Origin of the sequence: Tolypothrix sp. FACHB-123, from assembly GCF_014697075.1 — a bacterium.
In the GTDB taxonomy this organism is placed as follows: Bacteria; Cyanobacteriota; Cyanobacteriia; order Cyanobacteriales; family Nostocaceae; genus Aulosira.
The window spans coordinates 15632-31421 of record NZ_JACJRE010000077.1; the positions used below are offsets into that span (position 1 = coordinate 15632).

General features: G+C 39.0%; 16 protein-coding genes and 1 pseudogene. 7 read left to right on the forward strand and 10 right to left on the reverse strand.

The features are described from left to right. Window positions 1-236 precede the first annotated feature (236 nt). From H6G41_RS30125 to H6G41_RS30135, 3 genes are all read left to right on the forward strand, one after another. Window positions 237-1202 (forward strand): LysR family transcriptional regulator, encoded by a 966-nt coding sequence (locus tag H6G41_RS30125; RefSeq protein WP_190751503.1) that lies wholly within the window; start codon window positions 237-239, stop codon window positions 1200-1202. A gap of 160 nt (window positions 1203-1362) precedes the next feature. Then, window positions 1363-2985 (forward strand): mucoidy inhibitor MuiA family protein, encoded by a 1623-nt coding sequence (locus tag H6G41_RS30130; RefSeq protein ID WP_199316397.1) that lies wholly within the window; start codon window positions 1363-1365, stop codon window positions 2983-2985. Between the two features lie 251 nt (window positions 2986-3236). Next, on the forward strand, window positions 3237-4628 hold the full coding sequence (locus tag H6G41_RS30135) for an alkaline phosphatase PhoX (protein ID WP_190751505.1): 1392 nt from the start codon (window positions 3237-3239) through the stop codon (window positions 4626-4628). Window positions 4629-4680: 52 nt separating this feature from the next. Here the strand turns inward: H6G41_RS30135 and H6G41_RS30140 are convergent, their stop codons facing one another. The 7 genes from H6G41_RS30140 to H6G41_RS30170 form a co-directional block, all read right to left on the reverse strand. Next, window positions 4681-5661 carry an endonuclease/exonuclease/phosphatase family protein gene (locus H6G41_RS30140; RefSeq protein ID WP_190751507.1) on the reverse strand — a complete coding sequence of 327 codons (981 nt, stop codon included), beginning with the start codon at window positions 5659-5661 and terminating at the stop codon, window positions 4681-4683. 112 nt (window positions 5662-5773) lie between these two features. Next, window positions 5774-6514 (reverse strand): hypothetical protein, encoded by a 741-nt coding sequence (locus tag H6G41_RS30145; protein WP_190751509.1) that lies wholly within the window; start codon window positions 6512-6514, stop codon window positions 5774-5776. 403 nt (window positions 6515-6917) lie between these two features. Further along, window positions 6918-7112: a 30S ribosomal protein S21 gene (gene rpsU, locus H6G41_RS30150; RefSeq protein ID WP_096642267.1), complete on the reverse strand. Its 195-nt coding sequence runs from the start codon at window positions 7110-7112 to the stop codon at window positions 6918-6920. A gap of 111 nt (window positions 7113-7223) precedes the next feature. Further along, a complete protein-coding gene (locus tag H6G41_RS30155) occupies window positions 7224-7526 on the reverse strand; it encodes an RNA-binding protein (protein WP_190751510.1) in 303 nt (100 codons plus the stop codon). 228 nt (window positions 7527-7754) lie between these two features. Next, window positions 7755-7922, reverse strand: a complete 168-nt coding sequence (locus tag H6G41_RS30160; RefSeq protein WP_190751511.1) for a hypothetical protein — start codon at window positions 7920-7922, stop codon at window positions 7755-7757. Window positions 7923-8215: 293 nt separating this feature from the next. Then, window positions 8216-9094: a 3'(2'),5'-bisphosphate nucleotidase CysQ gene (locus tag H6G41_RS30165; RefSeq protein ID WP_190751512.1), complete on the reverse strand. Its 879-nt coding sequence runs from the start codon at window positions 9092-9094 to the stop codon at window positions 8216-8218. Continuing rightward, window positions 9091-9960 carry a sugar kinase gene (locus tag H6G41_RS30170; RefSeq protein WP_190751513.1) on the reverse strand — a complete coding sequence of 290 codons (870 nt, stop codon included), beginning with the start codon at window positions 9958-9960 and terminating at the stop codon, window positions 9091-9093. Before H6G41_RS30170 ends, H6G41_RS30165 begins: the two co-directional genes overlap by 4 nt. Before the next feature lie 42 nt (window positions 9961-10002). Here H6G41_RS30170 and rsmI point away from each other — a divergent pair, with 42 nt between their 5' ends. Both rsmI and H6G41_RS30180 read left to right on the forward strand, forming a co-directional pair. Further along, window positions 10003-10866 (forward strand): 16S rRNA (cytidine(1402)-2'-O)-methyltransferase, encoded by an 864-nt coding sequence (gene rsmI, locus H6G41_RS30175; protein WP_190751514.1) that lies wholly within the window; start codon window positions 10003-10005, stop codon window positions 10864-10866. Window positions 10867-11416: 550 nt separating this feature from the next. Continuing rightward, on the forward strand, window positions 11417-12097 hold the full coding sequence (locus tag H6G41_RS30180) for a tetratricopeptide repeat protein (protein WP_190751515.1): 681 nt from the start codon (window positions 11417-11419) through the stop codon (window positions 12095-12097). A gap of 2 nt (window positions 12098-12099) precedes the next feature. Here the strand turns inward: H6G41_RS30180 and H6G41_RS36340 are convergent. Together H6G41_RS36340 and H6G41_RS30185 are read right to left on the reverse strand one after the other, a co-directional pair. Beyond that, window positions 12100-12439, reverse strand: a pseudogene (locus H6G41_RS36340) (hypothetical protein); the annotation flags it as partial. 101 nt (window positions 12440-12540) lie between these two features. Next, on the reverse strand, window positions 12541-13446 hold the full coding sequence (locus tag H6G41_RS30185; protein WP_190751516.1) for a peptidoglycan-binding protein: 906 nt from the start codon (window positions 13444-13446) through the stop codon (window positions 12541-12543). 471 nt (window positions 13447-13917) lie between these two features. Here H6G41_RS30185 and H6G41_RS30190 point away from each other — a divergent pair, with 471 nt between their 5' ends. Then, complete coding sequence (locus H6G41_RS30190; RefSeq protein ID WP_190751518.1) at window positions 13918-14532, forward strand: hypothetical protein; 615 nt, start codon at window positions 13918-13920, stop codon at window positions 14530-14532. 161 nt (window positions 14533-14693) lie between these two features. Here H6G41_RS30190 and H6G41_RS30195 read toward each other — a convergent pair whose 3' ends face one another. Next, entirely contained in the window at window positions 14694-15068 is a 375-nt protein-coding gene (locus tag H6G41_RS30195) for a DUF4870 domain-containing protein (RefSeq protein WP_190751520.1), read from the reverse strand. Window positions 15069-15483: 415 nt separating this feature from the next. On the opposite strand from H6G41_RS30195, the gene H6G41_RS30200 reads away from it, so the two are divergent. Further along, on the forward strand, window positions 15484-15741 hold the full coding sequence (locus H6G41_RS30200) for a hypothetical protein (protein ID WP_190751522.1): 258 nt from the start codon (window positions 15484-15486) through the stop codon (window positions 15739-15741). Window positions 15742-15790: the final 49 nt, after the last annotated feature.

Sequence of the window (15790 nt, forward strand, 5' to 3'; positions counted from 1 at the left end):
TCAGGATTCAATATTCAGCATTCATCTGGAGCTGGAAGGCATCTTACGCTTTGCTTTGTTGTTTTGATAATAACTGTTCCCCTCTATAAGGAAAAGATCTAAGTCGTAATAGGATTCATAGATTAATATCTATACTTATGAATCATAACTTTTGTATGACCAATGCTATCGCGAATGCAAGTGTTCAGTGATACTAGATTTATGTCTAAAGTATCGCTCTTAGAGGAGAATCACCCTTGAACCAAGCGACGCTACACCAGTTGAAGGTGTTCGAGGCGGCAGCACGTCACGGTAGCTTTACTCGTGCTGCTGAGGAATTGTTCCTCACACAGCCTACCGTTTCCATGCAGATCAAGCAATTAACAAAATCGGTTGGTTTGCCTTTATTTGAGCAAGTTGGTAAGCGCCTATATTTGACAGAAGCAGGACGCGAGTTGTTTACTACTTGTCGGCAGATTTTTGACACTATAGCCCAATTTGAAATGAAAGTAGCTGATTTAAAAGGGCTAAAACAAGGTCAATTAAAATTGGCAGTAATTACAACCGCAAAATATTTTGTGCCGCGTTTATTGGGGCCATTTTGCCAACTTTATCCAGGCATAGATATTTCCCTGCAAGTAACAAACCACGAACGGATTTTAGAACGAATGGTGAATAATCTGGATGACTTGTATATTATGAGCCAAGTCCCAGAAAATATTGATGTGAATTGTCAGCCATTTTTAGATAATCCTTTGGTTGTATTTGCACCAGTTAATCATCCACTGGCAAAGGAGAAAAATATTCCCATCCAGCGTCTGGCGCAAGAACCTTTTATTATGCGAGAACCCGGTTCAGGTACTCGTCGGGCTGTCCAAAGCCTTTTTGACGAACATGAAGTAGCAGTAAATGTGAAATTGGAATTGGGGAGTAATGAGGCAATTAAACAAGCGATCGCAGGCGGTTTAGGAATTTCTGTATTATCTCGTCATACTTTAATTGCTGAATCTTCTGAATTCAGTATTTTGGATGTACAGCACTTTCCGATTAAGCGTACTTGGTACATGGTTTACCCTTCTGGTAAGCAGTTATCAATTGTCGCTCGTACCTATTATGATTACTTGATTAATGCAGCCAAGAACTTTATCGAGCAAAATACGTCTTTTGCTTGGGGTACCTTTGAACAATTCCAGAATGAAAAGGAGTTAGAGGCTAGGGGTTAGGGGTTAGGGGCTAGGGAGTGGGAATTTTAGATTTTGGATTTTAGATTTAAACCTAATCCAAAAGACGCTCGCGGACTCGCTAACGCTGCGCTATCGGAAATCCAAAATCCAAAATTGAATTGCCCAATGCCCCATGCCCAATGCCCAATATTACTGAACCATGACAATTGACAATCCACAAACAAGTTCTTTACGTCAAACTGTAGAAAGCCAGATTCTAGCTGTGACAGTTTATAGCGATCGCGCCTTAGTCACAAGACAGGCTAGAGTTTCCTTAACCGGAGAGGAAAAAGAATTAGTCCTGACTTCCCTACCAGTAACTCTAGAAACTGATTCTGTGAGAGTTAGCGGTAAAGGTACAGTAGGGGTGCGGTTGTTGGGCGTTAGTAGCGATCGCATCTACACGACTAAACCCGTGGGAGAACGGATAGCTCAACTCACCAGACAAATTCAGCAGTTAGAAACTGAACAACGTCATCTACAAGCGCAAATCGATGCCTTAGCTTTGCAATCTAGTTTTATTGCAGGTTTAAGAGAAAAGATAGAAGAACCATTTGCTCAGAGTTTGTCGCGAAAAAATCTCAGCCTCAGCGAAACTCTAGATTTTATCAATTTTTTGGGTAGCCAGTATGGTGAATATGCGATCGCATCCGGGGAATGCAAAACCCAACAGGATGAACTCAAAAAACAATTACAAGTTCTCCGCACTTCACTGCAAAAAATCCAAACACCCCACCCTCAAGAAAGTGCAAGCTTAATTATCGCAGTGGAAGTAGCTGGTGCAGGAGACTTTGAACTAGAGGTTTCTTATGTAGTGAATCGCGCTAGTTGGACTCCATTTTATGACTTACGCTTGAGCAATACTAGTAATATTGTCAATCTTACTTACTTGGCTGAAGTAACTCAAAGCACGGGCGAAGATTGGCTAGGCGTTGATCTGACCCTCTCTACAGCTAAACCGGGATTAGGTACACTGCCACCCAGACTTGAACCCTGGTATATAAATGCTCATTCCCTGCCGCCAGTAGAATTTATGAGTCGTAGAGCTACACAAATGCCAATGATGGCACAGGCTGCAACTCGTGGAATTGAAGAAGCAGAGGAAGAAGTGACACAGGAAAGTCCGATAGAAGCAGAAATTGTAGCTGCTGAAGTATCTCAAGCAGGAAGCGTAGTCACCTTTAAACTTAATGGTAACGGTAACATTCCCAGTGATGGCGCACCACATAAAACGACAATTTTTAATGATGACTATCCTAGTAGTTGTGATTATATTGCCATACCCAGATTAGTTACCTTTGCCTATCTCCAAGCTAAGGTGAAAAATAGTGTCAACGGTGCAACTTTGTTACCTGGTAAAGCGAATGTTTTTCGTGACAATATGTTTGTGGGTACAAACAATTTAGGACATATTGCACCAGGACAAGAATTTAAAATTAATTTAGGTATTGACGAAGGTTTAAAAATTGAGCGCGATTTAGTTACTCGTCAAGTTGACAAAAAAATGATGAGTAGTCAACGGCGAATTACTTATGGTTATCGGTTGATAATTACTAACTTGCTAGATAAAGAAGCTCGTTTGATACTTACGGAACAATTACCAGTTAGTCGTAATGAGCAATTAAAAATACGTCTCACCCGCACTAATCCACAAATTCAACTGGGAGAAATGGGGATGTTAGAATGGGATTTAACTCTGCTAGCTGAGGAAAAAAGAGAGATAAATTATCAATTTACTGTTGAATATCCACCAGATTTAATAGTTACTGGGTTAGATATTTAAAAACTGCCGTCTAGGCTTCCAGTCTGAGGGTTTTATAGAATTGGTATTAAGCTAGTTTTTACCAAAAATAAATCTTATTTTAAATTCCTTAATCAAAGAATATTTACTCAGTAACTGTTGATAATTGCTATCTATGGAAAACATAGATATTGTGCACTGAAAAATCATTCTTAACTTTGCCTTACTTATTCATTAACAGCAGATTCATAGGATTTTGAAACTTCTGAGTTTTGCTGAATGTTCTCTCAAGTATGAACTTATCAAGACGTAACTTTTTTAAATTGGCTGGTGTGAGTGCTGTTGGTATGACGATGCTTTCTCCTCTGGAAGCTTTTTATGCCAAAACTGCAAATGGTGGTAAAGTTCCTAGAGGAATTGGTTATGGCCCGTTAGAGCCAAAGATGCCCGAAAATGCGGATGAACTAGTGGGCGTTATTTTTAATGGTATTGACATAGGAAGCCAACCCCTACTGCAACTTCCTCAAGGTTTTAAATACACCGCAATATCCTATACAGGCCAAACTATGGATGATGGGGCATTAGTACGAGGTGGTCATGATGGGATGGCTGCTTTTGATGGCCCTAGAAATACGATTATTTTGGTGCGAAATCACGAACTAAATGCTAATAATTCTACTGGACTAGTTGGGTCACCACGATATGACCAAATTGGGGGCGGGACGACGACGCTAGTGATTGATTCGAGAAAGCGCCGAGTGAAAAAGCATTTTGTATCTTTAGCAGGGACTATTCGTAACTGTGCTGGCGGGCCGACTCCTTGGGATTCTTGGATTAGTTGCGAAGAGACGCTGACGATTCCTGCACCAAATAATACAGCCACCAAAAAGCATGGCTATAACTTTGAAGTTCCAGCAACCGCCGATATCCAAATTGCTGAACCTATTCCCTTGGTTGCAATGGGTCGCTTTAACCATGAAGCGGTTGCCATCGATCCAAAAAATGGATGGGTATATCAAACTGAAGATGAAGGAAATAGCTGTTTCTATCGCTTCCGTCCGAGTAAAAAACGTAACCTTCGTGCTGGTGGAGTGCTAGAGGCATTAGTTATTGAAGGAATGCCAACAGTTAATACTGGCAAGAATTTTCTCCAATATAAAAACCGACCGTTACCGGTGAAGTGGGTCAAGATTGATAATGTCGATCCCGCTACTAATGACTTCACTGCTTCTGTAAGATATCAAGGACAAAGTAAGGGTGCAGCCATCTTCTCTAGAGGTGAAGGTGCTTGGTATGGTAATGGCTTGATTTACTTTACCTGTACTAATGGTGGCGAAGTCGGACAAGGACAGGTTTTTGCTTATAAACCTAACAGACACGATCCCAATCGTGGCACTCTGACCTTAGTTGTGGAGTCTACCAGCAGTGATGAATTAAATTTCCCTGATAACATTACTGTGGCTCCTTTTGGCGATCTCTTCTTGTGTGAAGATGGTAGCGATACGGAATTTGTGATTGGCGTTAATAAAAAAGGCGAACTATATAAGTTTGCGGCAAATGCTATTAATGGTAGTGAATTTGCTGGTGCTTGCTTCTCTCCAGATGGTGACACTATGTTTGTCAATATCCAGAGTCCTGGGATTACCCTGGCAATTTGGGGGCCCTGGAGAGGAAAAAAAGATTAAATTTTAATTGAGCGCCCTGAACTAACAGAACTTACGCTTAGCTTAAGTTCTGTTAATTTAACACTAAATCAGTAATTAAGGGTGCGTGGTCAGAGTTAGCATTTTTTCCTGTATAAATTCCTGAAACGCGAAAGTGCTTGCTAACGAAACAATGGTCAATGGGAATATTAATTAAGGGAATCACCCAGCTTGGTAGATTGACATGTGTTGCCGATCGCGGCCAGCTTGGTAAAATGCCAAAACCTAGGCGAGTATTATGCAAATTTGTTTTATTGATGAATCTGCGATAATAAGGCGACCAAGGTGTTACGTTAAAATCTCCCATAATAATTAATGGCTGATTGAAGTCATGAATATAATCGCTCAAAGCTGCTAACTGAAGATTGCGTCTGTGAAAGGTGTTGCGTTTTACAGGTACTATGGGATGACTGCCAATTAGCTGAATAGGCTTTTTATTTAATGTTAAGGTTGCTATGAGGTTATGACCACTTTTACCATTAAAATTATCTGCCTTGATATCTTTAATAGGTAAGCGGCTAAATATCGCCAGTCCACCACCAGGACTTCTAAAAGTATAAGGCAGAGTATTTTTTAGTTCAGCTGTTAAATTATCAAAGGTATTGGGAGTAACTTCCATTAACAATGCTATATCAGGACGATTTTCCTGTACAACATTAATAATATTTGCATTGTCCTGATTTTGAATATTAATATTAAAAGATAAAAGGCGAACTTGCTGAGATGTGTTTCCAGTTAATTGTTGTGCATGAGGTAGATACCAAGGAAGCACTTCAATTAAATTTAAACCAACTAGTAACAAAGCAAAGATAACTATAACTTTACTCTTGAGATGGCGTGTTTTTCCCAGGATGCCTAAAATAATAGTAACTATTAGGGATAAAACTAAATATTGCAACCGAAAATGAGCGAATAGTTCTATAGGCCAAAACCAAGCCATATAGCTTCCTAAAGATAAAAATCCTAAAATCAACAGGACGGTGGTAGCAACAACCAAAAGTATTCGTTGCTTCATAGGTTAATTAGTTGCATCAGATATGAACTCATCAATTAACCTCAAGCACCATCCACTATTTTTCGGATAGATATATGATTTGATAGGCAATTGGCGATCGCATTAATTGTTTTTAGTTAGGTAACTTGAGATCGGCGGCGATCGCATAGAGGTAAGGTTGGAAAATCGCCAAGTCTTCTAGTTTATCAAATTTACCTGTTGCTGAGCCTGGGTCAAAGGCACTGGTAATTACATACAGTGCAGTTCCATCAAAGGTAACATGACTGATATGTTGTTCTTGTACTCCACCCTGGCGTTTAATTCCCGTAAATCCGTAGCGGATTCCCGGAAGTTTACCAATTGTTACCAATTGCGGCGGATGGCTGGAGAAAGTAATATCTTGACCATAGGTTACCTGACGATCTTTAGCAATCGCTGTGTAATAATCTGTCACCCAAGCTTTTAATGCTGTCCATAGTTGGGTTTGATACTGAGGATTTTGATAATCTATTTTGCTATTTGCCGGAATACCTGCTGCTTCTAGCTGCTTTTGGAAAGTCGGATATTTTGCTAACGGGTAAACACCAATCTCAACTGTACCTAAAACTTTTCCTTGAGTTGAGACACATAAAAGCGGCGCATTTCCCGAACAAGGCGCAACTTGCCAATCTGTTGGCGCTGAGGCATTACCTAAGATATTTTGCCAAATATTACCCTCTGTAGAAGGAGCCGGGTTAGGTTTTATTGATGTCTCTACTACTGGGGGTTTCTGCTCAGCCTTATTTGTAGAAATAAGATGAGAACCATATTTTAGCCCTACGGGGATTAATGCTACTAAAATAGCACCAATTAATAGATGATAAAGGCGCAACATTTTTCTGAAAATCCAGAGTCAACCCCTTTGGGGAATTCAAAATTCAAAATCCTCTCTGGGAAAGTTCTGAGTGAAGTTTTCCTCCGCTTAGACTTTCCGCACAATTCAAAATATAATTCCCATTATAAATCTAGGGATTTGTATTATTTTGTGTTAACCTCAATAATTAAGGAATGTAAGTATATAAATAATATCTATCTACTTAAGTATAAGTTCCACAAAAGCCAATAGCATGTTGTTACATAAATTTTTAGTAGCACTGTTTTCGCTTTCAGTGCTACTACCACAATAGTTATGTATGAATGTCTGCCTGCTCATTTGCGGTTGCGATGTCCGATGTCATACTACCAAGCACGGTAGTTAAAAACGGCAATCAAGTCTAAGAGCAAATTTTGAGGAAATTTTATCTGTAGCGAGAATGTTGTCTACGATTTTGCTTATGTCTAGCAACTGCTTTGCGTTTCTCTTTTTCTAACGGCGTCTCAAAGTGACGTTTTTTGCGCATATCTTGGAAAATCCCTGCTTTAGAAACTTCCCGCTTAAATCTACGTAAAGCTGATTCAATACCTTCGTTCTCTCCTAATACTACTTGTGTCATTCTCATTCCTCCTCTATATGGATGAATACACAAAACAAAATTTTCCAGCAGCATTGAGCCTTTGGCTTTATCTGCTGGAGACTCTAGATTGTTAACTTTTCAGTGGGAAACTTAGTAACGGCGATTATTACGGTTGTTGTTACCCCAGCTACCACGGGAAGGACTTCTTTCTTCACGAGGTTTAGCTTTGTTAACTTTTAAGTCACGTCCCATCCATTCAGCACCATCAAGTGCTTCAATGGCTGCTGTCTCTTGAGCATCCGATTCCATTTCTACAAATGCGAATCCGCGAGGGCGACCTGTTTCTCGATCCGTTGGTAGTTGAACGCGATTAACTTTGCCATATTCTGCAAACGCCATCCTCAGGTCTTCCTCAGTAACCTGATAGGACAAATTCCCAACATAAATTGACATTTTCCGTCTCCGAATTCAGAAATTGTAGAGAGTTAGATTCGGAGAGACGCTTTAGAGAAATCAAAACGAATAACTCAACCGAAAATAATCTTTATATCCGCCATTATAGCACAGCATTTGAAAACTGACTCTTACGGAGCCTAATTTCCAAGTGAATATAACTAAATGCAGCAACACAAGTCGCCTGATGACATTTATAATTTTTTCCCGTATTTTATTATTGCACATTTACTGCTTTTGTGAACGCGATCGCAATTTTTTTGCTGAATTCATAGAAAGTCGGCGAGAAACTCCATCCCCTTGTGGGTGAGGATAGCCGCCCGCCGACTTTGGGCATTGGGCATTGGGGAGCCACTGCGTTGGACGGGTTTCCCGGCTTAAAGCAAGTGGCGTCATTGGTGGCTCTTTTCCATGCCCAAAAATTCCATCCCCTTGTGGGTGGAGTTTTTCATTTCGTAGTCAGGAGTGAAGCCTGCTCTTCTTGACCAGATAGATACGGCGAACCAGACGCTCTTGCTAGCTTACCAGAGGGGTACAATACAATCTTTAATTATTTGCGCTGTTCTACTTGTAAAGAAGACAGCAAAAATTTTCTAAGCCACAAAAAAAGGTTTAATTCTCAAACTTAAGCAGAGAAATCATATATTTTTTGAGCAATGGTAAACTGCTCAAATATAAAAATCATAGAGCTACTGAGCATCAATTCTTGTTTCATTAAATTGAGCTAAAATCTTCTCGGATTCTCTACAAAGTAAATCGTGATATTGACCATTACTAGCCAGCAAACCGCCCCACTGATTTATATCATTAGTATTGTAGTGCAATGGTGAACCATCAAAGTGTGTGAATTTACCACCAGCTTCTGATAAAATTAACTCCGGTGCGGCTATATCCCAATCCTTAGGGGCAGATTTACCAGAAAGAGAAATATAAATTTCTGCTTGTTGCTCAATAATAGCTGCTATTTTGCAACCTACGCTACCGATAGCTTTTTGATTTTTACAAGGAAGATTTTCTAATAGGTAATTTAATCTTTGGTTGCGGTGAGAACGACTCACAACTAAAGTTAAATCTTCGAGAGATTTGTGACTTACATCTAAGGATATTTGTAAGGGAACTGAACCATTACGGGTTTCGACAAATGTACCTCCACCTTGAGTAGCAAAATATAATTTCTGCGCTTCGGGAATGACGACAATTGCTAATATTGGGCGTGTTTCTTTGACTAAAGCAATGTGAATTGCATACTCGCCTGTTTTGTTAATAAAATCTCTTGTCCCATCTAACGGATCGATAATCCATACCCATGTAGAATTATGTTTAATTTGTTGTGCTTTATAAGTTTCTTCACTGATATAGGCGAAATCTTCATTACCTAAAGCGGCTTGTAGCTGTTCTAAAATATATTGACTGGTGGTTATATCTGCAACTGTAACAGGCTCATTTTGCTTATATTGAACTTCAAGATTAGGGTCTTGAACTGTACCGTGATAATAAGATTGGAGTATATCTGCTGCACCCCATCCTACCTGACGCGCGATCGCTAATATTTCTGATAAATCTTTCATTGCTGTGCTTCCATCCAACGGCGAGTACCGAAAAATTGACAAGCCTTAGCAGCTACTTGCGCTGCTTGAGCCAATGCATCGGTAAAAGTTAGCTGTAAAATATAGTGGCAGAATGCTCCGTGAAAAATATCTCCAGCCCCCAGTGTATCAACTACTGGTATCTGCGGCACATCTACTGCACCGCGATCGCCACAACTTAAATATTCGATTGGCTGTTCTCCGTGGGTAATGGCGATGTGGGGAATAGAAAAATGACTGAGATAAGCAAAAACCTCTGCTGTTGTATGACAGTTGGGAGGGTAAAAATTACTCGAACAAATAGCGTAATCTACAAAAGGTAAAACTTCCTCAAATCCAGCTTTCCAACTTCCACCATCTATGACGATAGGGATATTCTGGGATTTAGCCATTGACGCTAATGCTTTACCAATTGCCATTTGATGTCCATCAATCAGTACTATATCAATATTTTGCAAAATATCTGGCGGTAAAGATGAAATACTCGCTTGGGTTTTTACAGCATTAATGCAAACTACTGCTCGTTCGCCAGTAGATTCAGTAACAATAATCGAAGATACTGGTACAGATGTTGTCGTGCTAGGTTGAAGATCTGCGATCGCTACTTTATAAGTATCTAAATCTGTGCGAATTAGCTGTGTGATCGGGTGCGAACCTACTACACCCAATACTGTAGCTTGATTTCCTAAATAGCTAAAAGCCACAGCCGCATTTGTCGCCGGGCCTCCCGCTGCTACAGTATAGTCAATAGCCACCAGCTTTTGATTATTCTGGGGAGCAGATTCAGCCAAGTAAATTAAGTCTAAGGTAACTAAACCTACAAATAAACCATAATTGTCAGTTGTCATTAGTCATTAGTCAGTAGTCAACAGTCAACAAATTCATTCAAAATGCAAACCGATCCCAAACCAGGAACGCTTTATGTTGTCGGTACACCCATTGGCAATCTCGAAGATATCACTTTTCGGGCGGTGCGCATTTTGCAAAATGTGGATTTGATTGCGGCGGAGGATACACGCCATACTGGGAAACTATTACAACATTTTCAAATTCAGACTGGGCAAATTAGTTATCACGAACATAATCGTAGTAGCCGCATCCCTGAATTGTTAGAGCATTTAACTAATGGTAAGGCCATTGCTTTGGTAAGTGATGCCGGTATGCCGGGAATTTCCGATCCAGGGTATGAACTAGTGAAAGCATGTGTGGAAGCGGGGATAACAGTAGTGCCGATTCCTGGTGCGAGTGCAGCAATTGCGGCTTTAAGCGCTTCTGGTTTACCAACGGATCGATTTGTCTTTGAAGGCTTTCTTGCAGCCAAAACTCAACAACGGCGAGAATATTTAGAATCTCTTCAGACAGAATCTCGCACTCTAATTTTCTACGAATCGCCCCACCGATTGCGGGATACTTTACAAGACTTAGGAGAAACCTTTGGCAGCGATCGCCAAATTGTCTTAGCTAGGGAACTGACCAAATTTTATGAGGAATTTTGGCGGGGAACAATTGCCGAGGCCATCAGTCATTACAGCCAGCGCGAACCCCAAGGCGAATATACTCTGGTGGTAGCGGGAACACCAGCTAGTCAACCCCAACTGACAGAAGCGGAACTCAAAGCCGAACTAGAACAAATGATGCGTCAGGGAATTTCGCGATCGCAAGCTAGCCGTCAATTAGCTAAGTTTACTTCCTTACCCCGGCGGCAAATCTATCAGTTGGCTCTCTCTATTGTGCTTGATTCTGATTCAGAATAGTTGCCTCATTCACCAAGTGCTCTATCGCCCCATTTTTGCTCAGTTAGTATTTATTACCAACTGTGTTGCCAAGTTTATGGAGAATGTGAAAATAATCAACACATATCAAAGAATTATTTATCACATGTAAAACATTTGGAATGCTGGAGACTAAATTTGCTTACAAGCACTGTTAATTACTACCAAAATCAAGATTTAATCATAGTTCAGAGCCTGATTTGAGTTATTTTTACACTGTCTAATATTTGACTTTTATAACCCGTATCAAGATACTGTTCTTTCAAGAATTATTCATGATAGTCATAGTATAAATTTAACTTACTTATTTGCACAAAGTAGTTTCCTTGAAAATTAATGTGGAATATACGTTTATGCAGCTACCTCTTGCTGAAAATTTCCGTAAAAACTCTGATTTTTCAAGATCAGTACTGACAATGTAGATCAAACATTATTAAAATTTTATAAACCAGAATAAATACAGTTTGCAAAACTCAACATTTCTGTTTTAATGTACAAGAAAAAAGTTCCCTAGAACCTCAGGAAATTTACTGTGTACAAACCAATTACATTTATAGTAAGCCTTTTCTTATTAAGTACTTTTGCTGCTACTATATCCCCAGCAGCTCAAGCTCAAGTCTTGTTAGCACAAGCCAGAACTCCAGAAGTCAGGCAAATGCTAGAAGAAGGGCGCAGGCTAGTCGATGCTGGTGATTACAATGGAGCCATCTCCGTTTACCAACAAGCCGCAAGTCTTGAACCTAAAAATGCCAAAATTCATTCAGGGATTGGCTATTTACATGCTCAACAGGGAAATTTTCCCGCCGCATTAGCCGCTTATCGTCGGGCGCTGGCTATTAGCCCTAACAATGGCGATTTTTTCTATGCTGTGGGTTACATCAAAGGTAATATGGGCGATACAGCCGGAGCAAAAGAAGCTTATCGTCGTGCAATTCAACTTAATCGCAATAATGTTAATGCTTATTTGGGTTTAGCTGTAACACAAGCGCGTTTGGGAGACTACGAAGCAGCTAACTGGGCTTACGAACAAGCAATCAATTTAGATCGCAATAATGCCCAAACTTATGAGTTAATGGGTTCAATGTATAAGCAAAGACGGCAAGCTAAACAAGCTGTCAACGTACTTAATAAAGCTCGTGACTTATACCAACGACGCAATGACTTTGATGGCGTCGCCAGAGTAGAAGCATTACTTAGAGACTTGGGAGGATGAGGTTAATCTAATTGGCGTCCCGTTAGTTCTACAAAAATATCTTCCAAGTTAGAGGGACGCACCATCATCCCGGTTTTATTGGGTTATTGTTCTGGTTTGGGGATCTAATCCTACCCTTAGTTCATCTAAAAATAAAATTTGTGGTCGATGTAATAGAGCTTCTAGCTATTTGTAATACCAATTCACTAAAACCATGAAATAGATCCAAATTCAGAAACCTAGCAAAATATGGATTTCTTAATTTTGAATTTTGAATTGGTATAAGCGCCGCTTCATTTCTCCAGATAAGGTTTTAACTAAATCATTACGCCTATCTATGATTTCAACATAATCTAACCACTGATATTTATTAACTTAATCAACAATGCGCACTTCAATCAACTTCACTCGATTGAGGTGCGCATATATCTAATCAATTCGATTTCGGCAAAATTAATTTAACTTCATCCAGGAACAGTTTTCACAAAATCATTCCCAGGAATAATTGTTGTATAGAATTTGTAGTCCTTATTAGCTAAATAGCGGCGGTCTTGTTTAATAATGGACATAAATTCACGATGTCCATCTCGCCTCCTTCCCACTAAACAACCTGCACTGGCAGTTTTAATATCATTTGCTGGCGCATCATAGCCCCAATGTTGATTAATTGCAAATAGGCCTGTATCCAGTTTATCGCCAGTACGGATAAAGTTTTTGTCAAAATCGCGGTGAACGGTAATCGGTTCAACTTGGACTAAAGCTTCGTGACGGTCTGCATTACCGTGAAAGCCAACAGCCCAAGCTTTATACTGTCCAAACTTAATTCTGGCAGCCCCTCGCGAATTCATGGGATTGTATGTATAATGGCTACCTGGTTCAGTAGTAGCTTGCCAGTGGTTGACAATTTTGGGAACACCTTCGACAATTTCAATCACAATCCGACGGTCGTTGAATTGATTGGGTGTATCGCTATTGAGAGTCCAATCTTCATTCATTCCCTCGATATAAACAATGTTGTATTGTTTAGCTCCTATGGATATTTGATAATCTTTTAGCTGTAAGTATTTGATAATTCTGCTGGCAATGCTGTTGCTGAGTTTTAACGGAGGTTGGGGTAAATCTTCTGGTTTAGTTTCAATTAAATTTTTGGCTGTGACTGCGCCTAAATAATCTTTTTCTCCAGATTTAGTTAATTCTTGGAATTCTTTCAGCGCCGCCGCAGAAACAGGCCCAAACTTGCCATCAGCTGGTGCGTCTAATAAACCTAAGCCTATTAACAGTACCTGAATCTGACGAGTTAAATCTATATCTTGTGCGATCGCTTCAAAATTCCATTTCTCTTGCGTGCCCAGAAAATCTTGTAGTCTCATCTCTTACTTCCCTCCATGACTCTATTTACTAAGTAGGTACAAACATAGTTGTATCGATTAATTCTGTTTGAGAACATACCCTAAGATACAAATTCCCGTCAAAATTATGACCCATTATATACAGTATTAGTATATATAAGTACATATTTAATGCTGAAAAAGCACTTATATAGTGTATGAGAAGGATGTTATTAAATACAAGATTGGAGTAGTTACGTAATGTAAATTTAATTAATTTTTAGTATAAAACTAAGTAATAGCTGAAGCTTATTACTTTCAAAAAAACTAATTTTCCTATAAATAAATTTACAATTTTAACAAGGCCACTCATCTTTGAGCAACGGTAGCATTAGCAACTAGCTAATAAATAATAAAAATTTAATTTTTTGTATCAAAAAACTGAAAATTGCAGAAAATAAGTTAGCTTTATGGCACTCAAAAATCCAGTGCTATTACTGAGTGTTGAAAAATATGACAGCCCAAATATCACTTCGACTCCGTGACCTCAAACCCGAATACCAAAGACTTTGGAATATTTGCCAAATAAAACCAGAGAAATTGAATCAGGCTCAAGATATAGTTGCGCAAATTTCCTCATATCGTCGTCGTTATAGAGCAGTGCAGCGACAAATTAATGTACCTTGGTACTTTATTGGAGTTATCCACAATATGGAATCATCTCTCAAGTTCACTAGACATCTGCACAATGGAAACTCCCTAAAAAAACGTACTGTTAACGTTCCATCAGGTAGACCGATAGCCGAACCAATCAAAGGCTGGGAAGAAGGATATACTTGGGAAGAAAGCGCAATTGATGCTTTAACTTTAAAAGATTTTGATAAAGTTAAAGACTGGAGTTTAGCCGCACAACTGTGGCAACTAGAAAGATATAATGGGTTTGGCTATAGGATGTATCATCCAGAAGTTCTCAGCCCTTACCTCTGGTCAGCTACTAATCTTTACACGCAAGGTAAATATACAAGCGATGGTAAATGGGATGCTAATGCTGTTTCTGAGCAAATTGGCGTTGTAGCGTTGCTCAAAATTCTGATTGAGGAAGAAAATCTCCAAATTCAAATAGCTTAGATATTAAGCAAAAATATTCATAAATAATAATTTTTGGAAAATATTTAGGGTGTGTCAGAAATGAAGGAAATTTCTGTGTTTTCAATATCAATGACTGACGCACCCTCATCACTCACACTTTGGCTAATTTATTTTCTCAGATATCCTGAGAAATAGCGCCATTACAACAGTCTAAAAATAAACGGATAACGGAACGGTTCATCTGGGTTAGTCAGACAGTGAAATAGGGCTACAATTGTCAGTCCCCAGTGTAGCAAAAAGCCCAAAGCGATAACGGGAAATAATAAAAATCCGGCAAGACCAAAGGTCAACCAAGATAGAAGGCCAATTGGTACTCCAATTACAGTTGCCCAAAACCAAACGTTGAAGTGAAAATTAATCGATTCTTTGGCGTTGCTTTTGACAACTGGGTCGTCGGAAATGATGTTAATAACAATTGGCACTCCCACAGACAATAATGTTGTACTAAAGAAAATCGCCCCATGACATAGAGAGGATAGCAATTTACGCTTATCAGAATCGTATGTAACTTGCATCCTGGTGGCTCCTCCACTTGCTTTATTGCTTTGATTGTAACGGACAGGGAATCAGTTTAGTATTGCAGTTTACCGTACTCCAGCTATTTTCTGGCTTTCTCTTGAGATAGATGAACTGTGACTGGTATTCATCATCTGGATGATGAGGTTTACCGAACTATCAACTTTCGATAGTCAGCACAGAATTTATGGAAAATCAAGCTGAGAGTTCTGACTACAAATTTATTTATCCTGAAATGCAAAGTTAATTTGGGATAAATTTTATGAAAGAACTTGATATTTAGCTCATGAATATGATAACCATGAAGTATTTTTACAGAAGTTTAATATATTTCTGGTTTTGAGAAAATTCAATAAATATTTTTTAATGATTTTAAACATCAATATATAATCATATAAAAATTGCAAAAAAGATATGAGCAGGCTGTTAATCAAACTCATAGATTTATTTTTACTGTTTCTAGGCTTATACTTTTTGGGACAAAATATCATATTTGCAACTAGTTATTATGCTTATTTTTATAGCAAAATACCTGCTACTGGTTCAGTGTTAGCAATCATGGCTGGGGTAATTACATTAATCTTTTTTCGCAGAGAAACTGGTAATTTAGGATTTATTTTTTGGTTCTTCAGTAGCTATTATGCCAAATTATTAGTTATAGCACTCATATAAACACAAAAAAAGCATCTTTATTTTGCCAAAAGCCTTATATGTATTGACA

Coding starts and splice junctions, on each gene's coding strand:
- H6G41_RS30130 (WP_199316397.1), top strand. CDS start 1,363: ATGACAATTGACAATCCACAAACAAGTTCTTTACGTCAAACTGTAGAA.
- H6G41_RS30190 (WP_190751518.1), top strand. CDS start 13,918: ATGACAGCCCAAATATCACTTCGACTCCGTGACCTCAAACCCGAATAC.
- H6G41_RS30165 (WP_190751512.1), bottom strand. CDS start 9,094: ATGAAAGATTTATCAGAAATATTAGCGATCGCGCGTCAGGTAGGATGG.
- H6G41_RS30145 (WP_190751509.1), bottom strand. CDS start 6,514: ATGTTGCGCCTTTATCATCTATTAATTGGTGCTATTTTAGTAGCATTA.
- H6G41_RS30170 (WP_190751513.1), bottom strand. CDS start 9,960: ATGACAACTGACAATTATGGTTTATTTGTAGGTTTAGTTACCTTAGAC.
- H6G41_RS30140 (WP_190751507.1), bottom strand. CDS start 5,661: ATGAAGCAACGAATACTTTTGGTTGTTGCTACCACCGTCCTGTTGATT.
- rpsU (WP_096642267.1), bottom strand. CDS start 7,112: ATGACACAAGTAGTATTAGGAGAGAACGAAGGTATTGAATCAGCTTTA.
- rsmI (WP_190751514.1), top strand. CDS start 10,003: ATGCAAACCGATCCCAAACCAGGAACGCTTTATGTTGTCGGTACACCC.
- H6G41_RS30200 (WP_190751522.1), top strand. CDS start 15,484: ATGAGCAGGCTGTTAATCAAACTCATAGATTTATTTTTACTGTTTCTA.
- H6G41_RS30155 (WP_190751510.1), bottom strand. CDS start 7,526: ATGTCAATTTATGTTGGGAATTTGTCCTATCAGGTTACTGAGGAAGAC.
- H6G41_RS30160 (WP_190751511.1), bottom strand. CDS start 7,922: ATGACGCCACTTGCTTTAAGCCGGGAAACCCGTCCAACGCAGTGGCTC.
- H6G41_RS30195 (WP_190751520.1), bottom strand. CDS start 15,068: ATGCAAGTTACATACGATTCTGATAAGCGTAAATTGCTATCCTCTCTA.
- H6G41_RS30135 (WP_190751505.1), top strand. CDS start 3,237: ATGAACTTATCAAGACGTAACTTTTTTAAATTGGCTGGTGTGAGTGCT.
- H6G41_RS30185 (WP_190751516.1), bottom strand. CDS start 13,446: ATGAGACTACAAGATTTTCTGGGCACGCAAGAGAAATGGAATTTTGAA.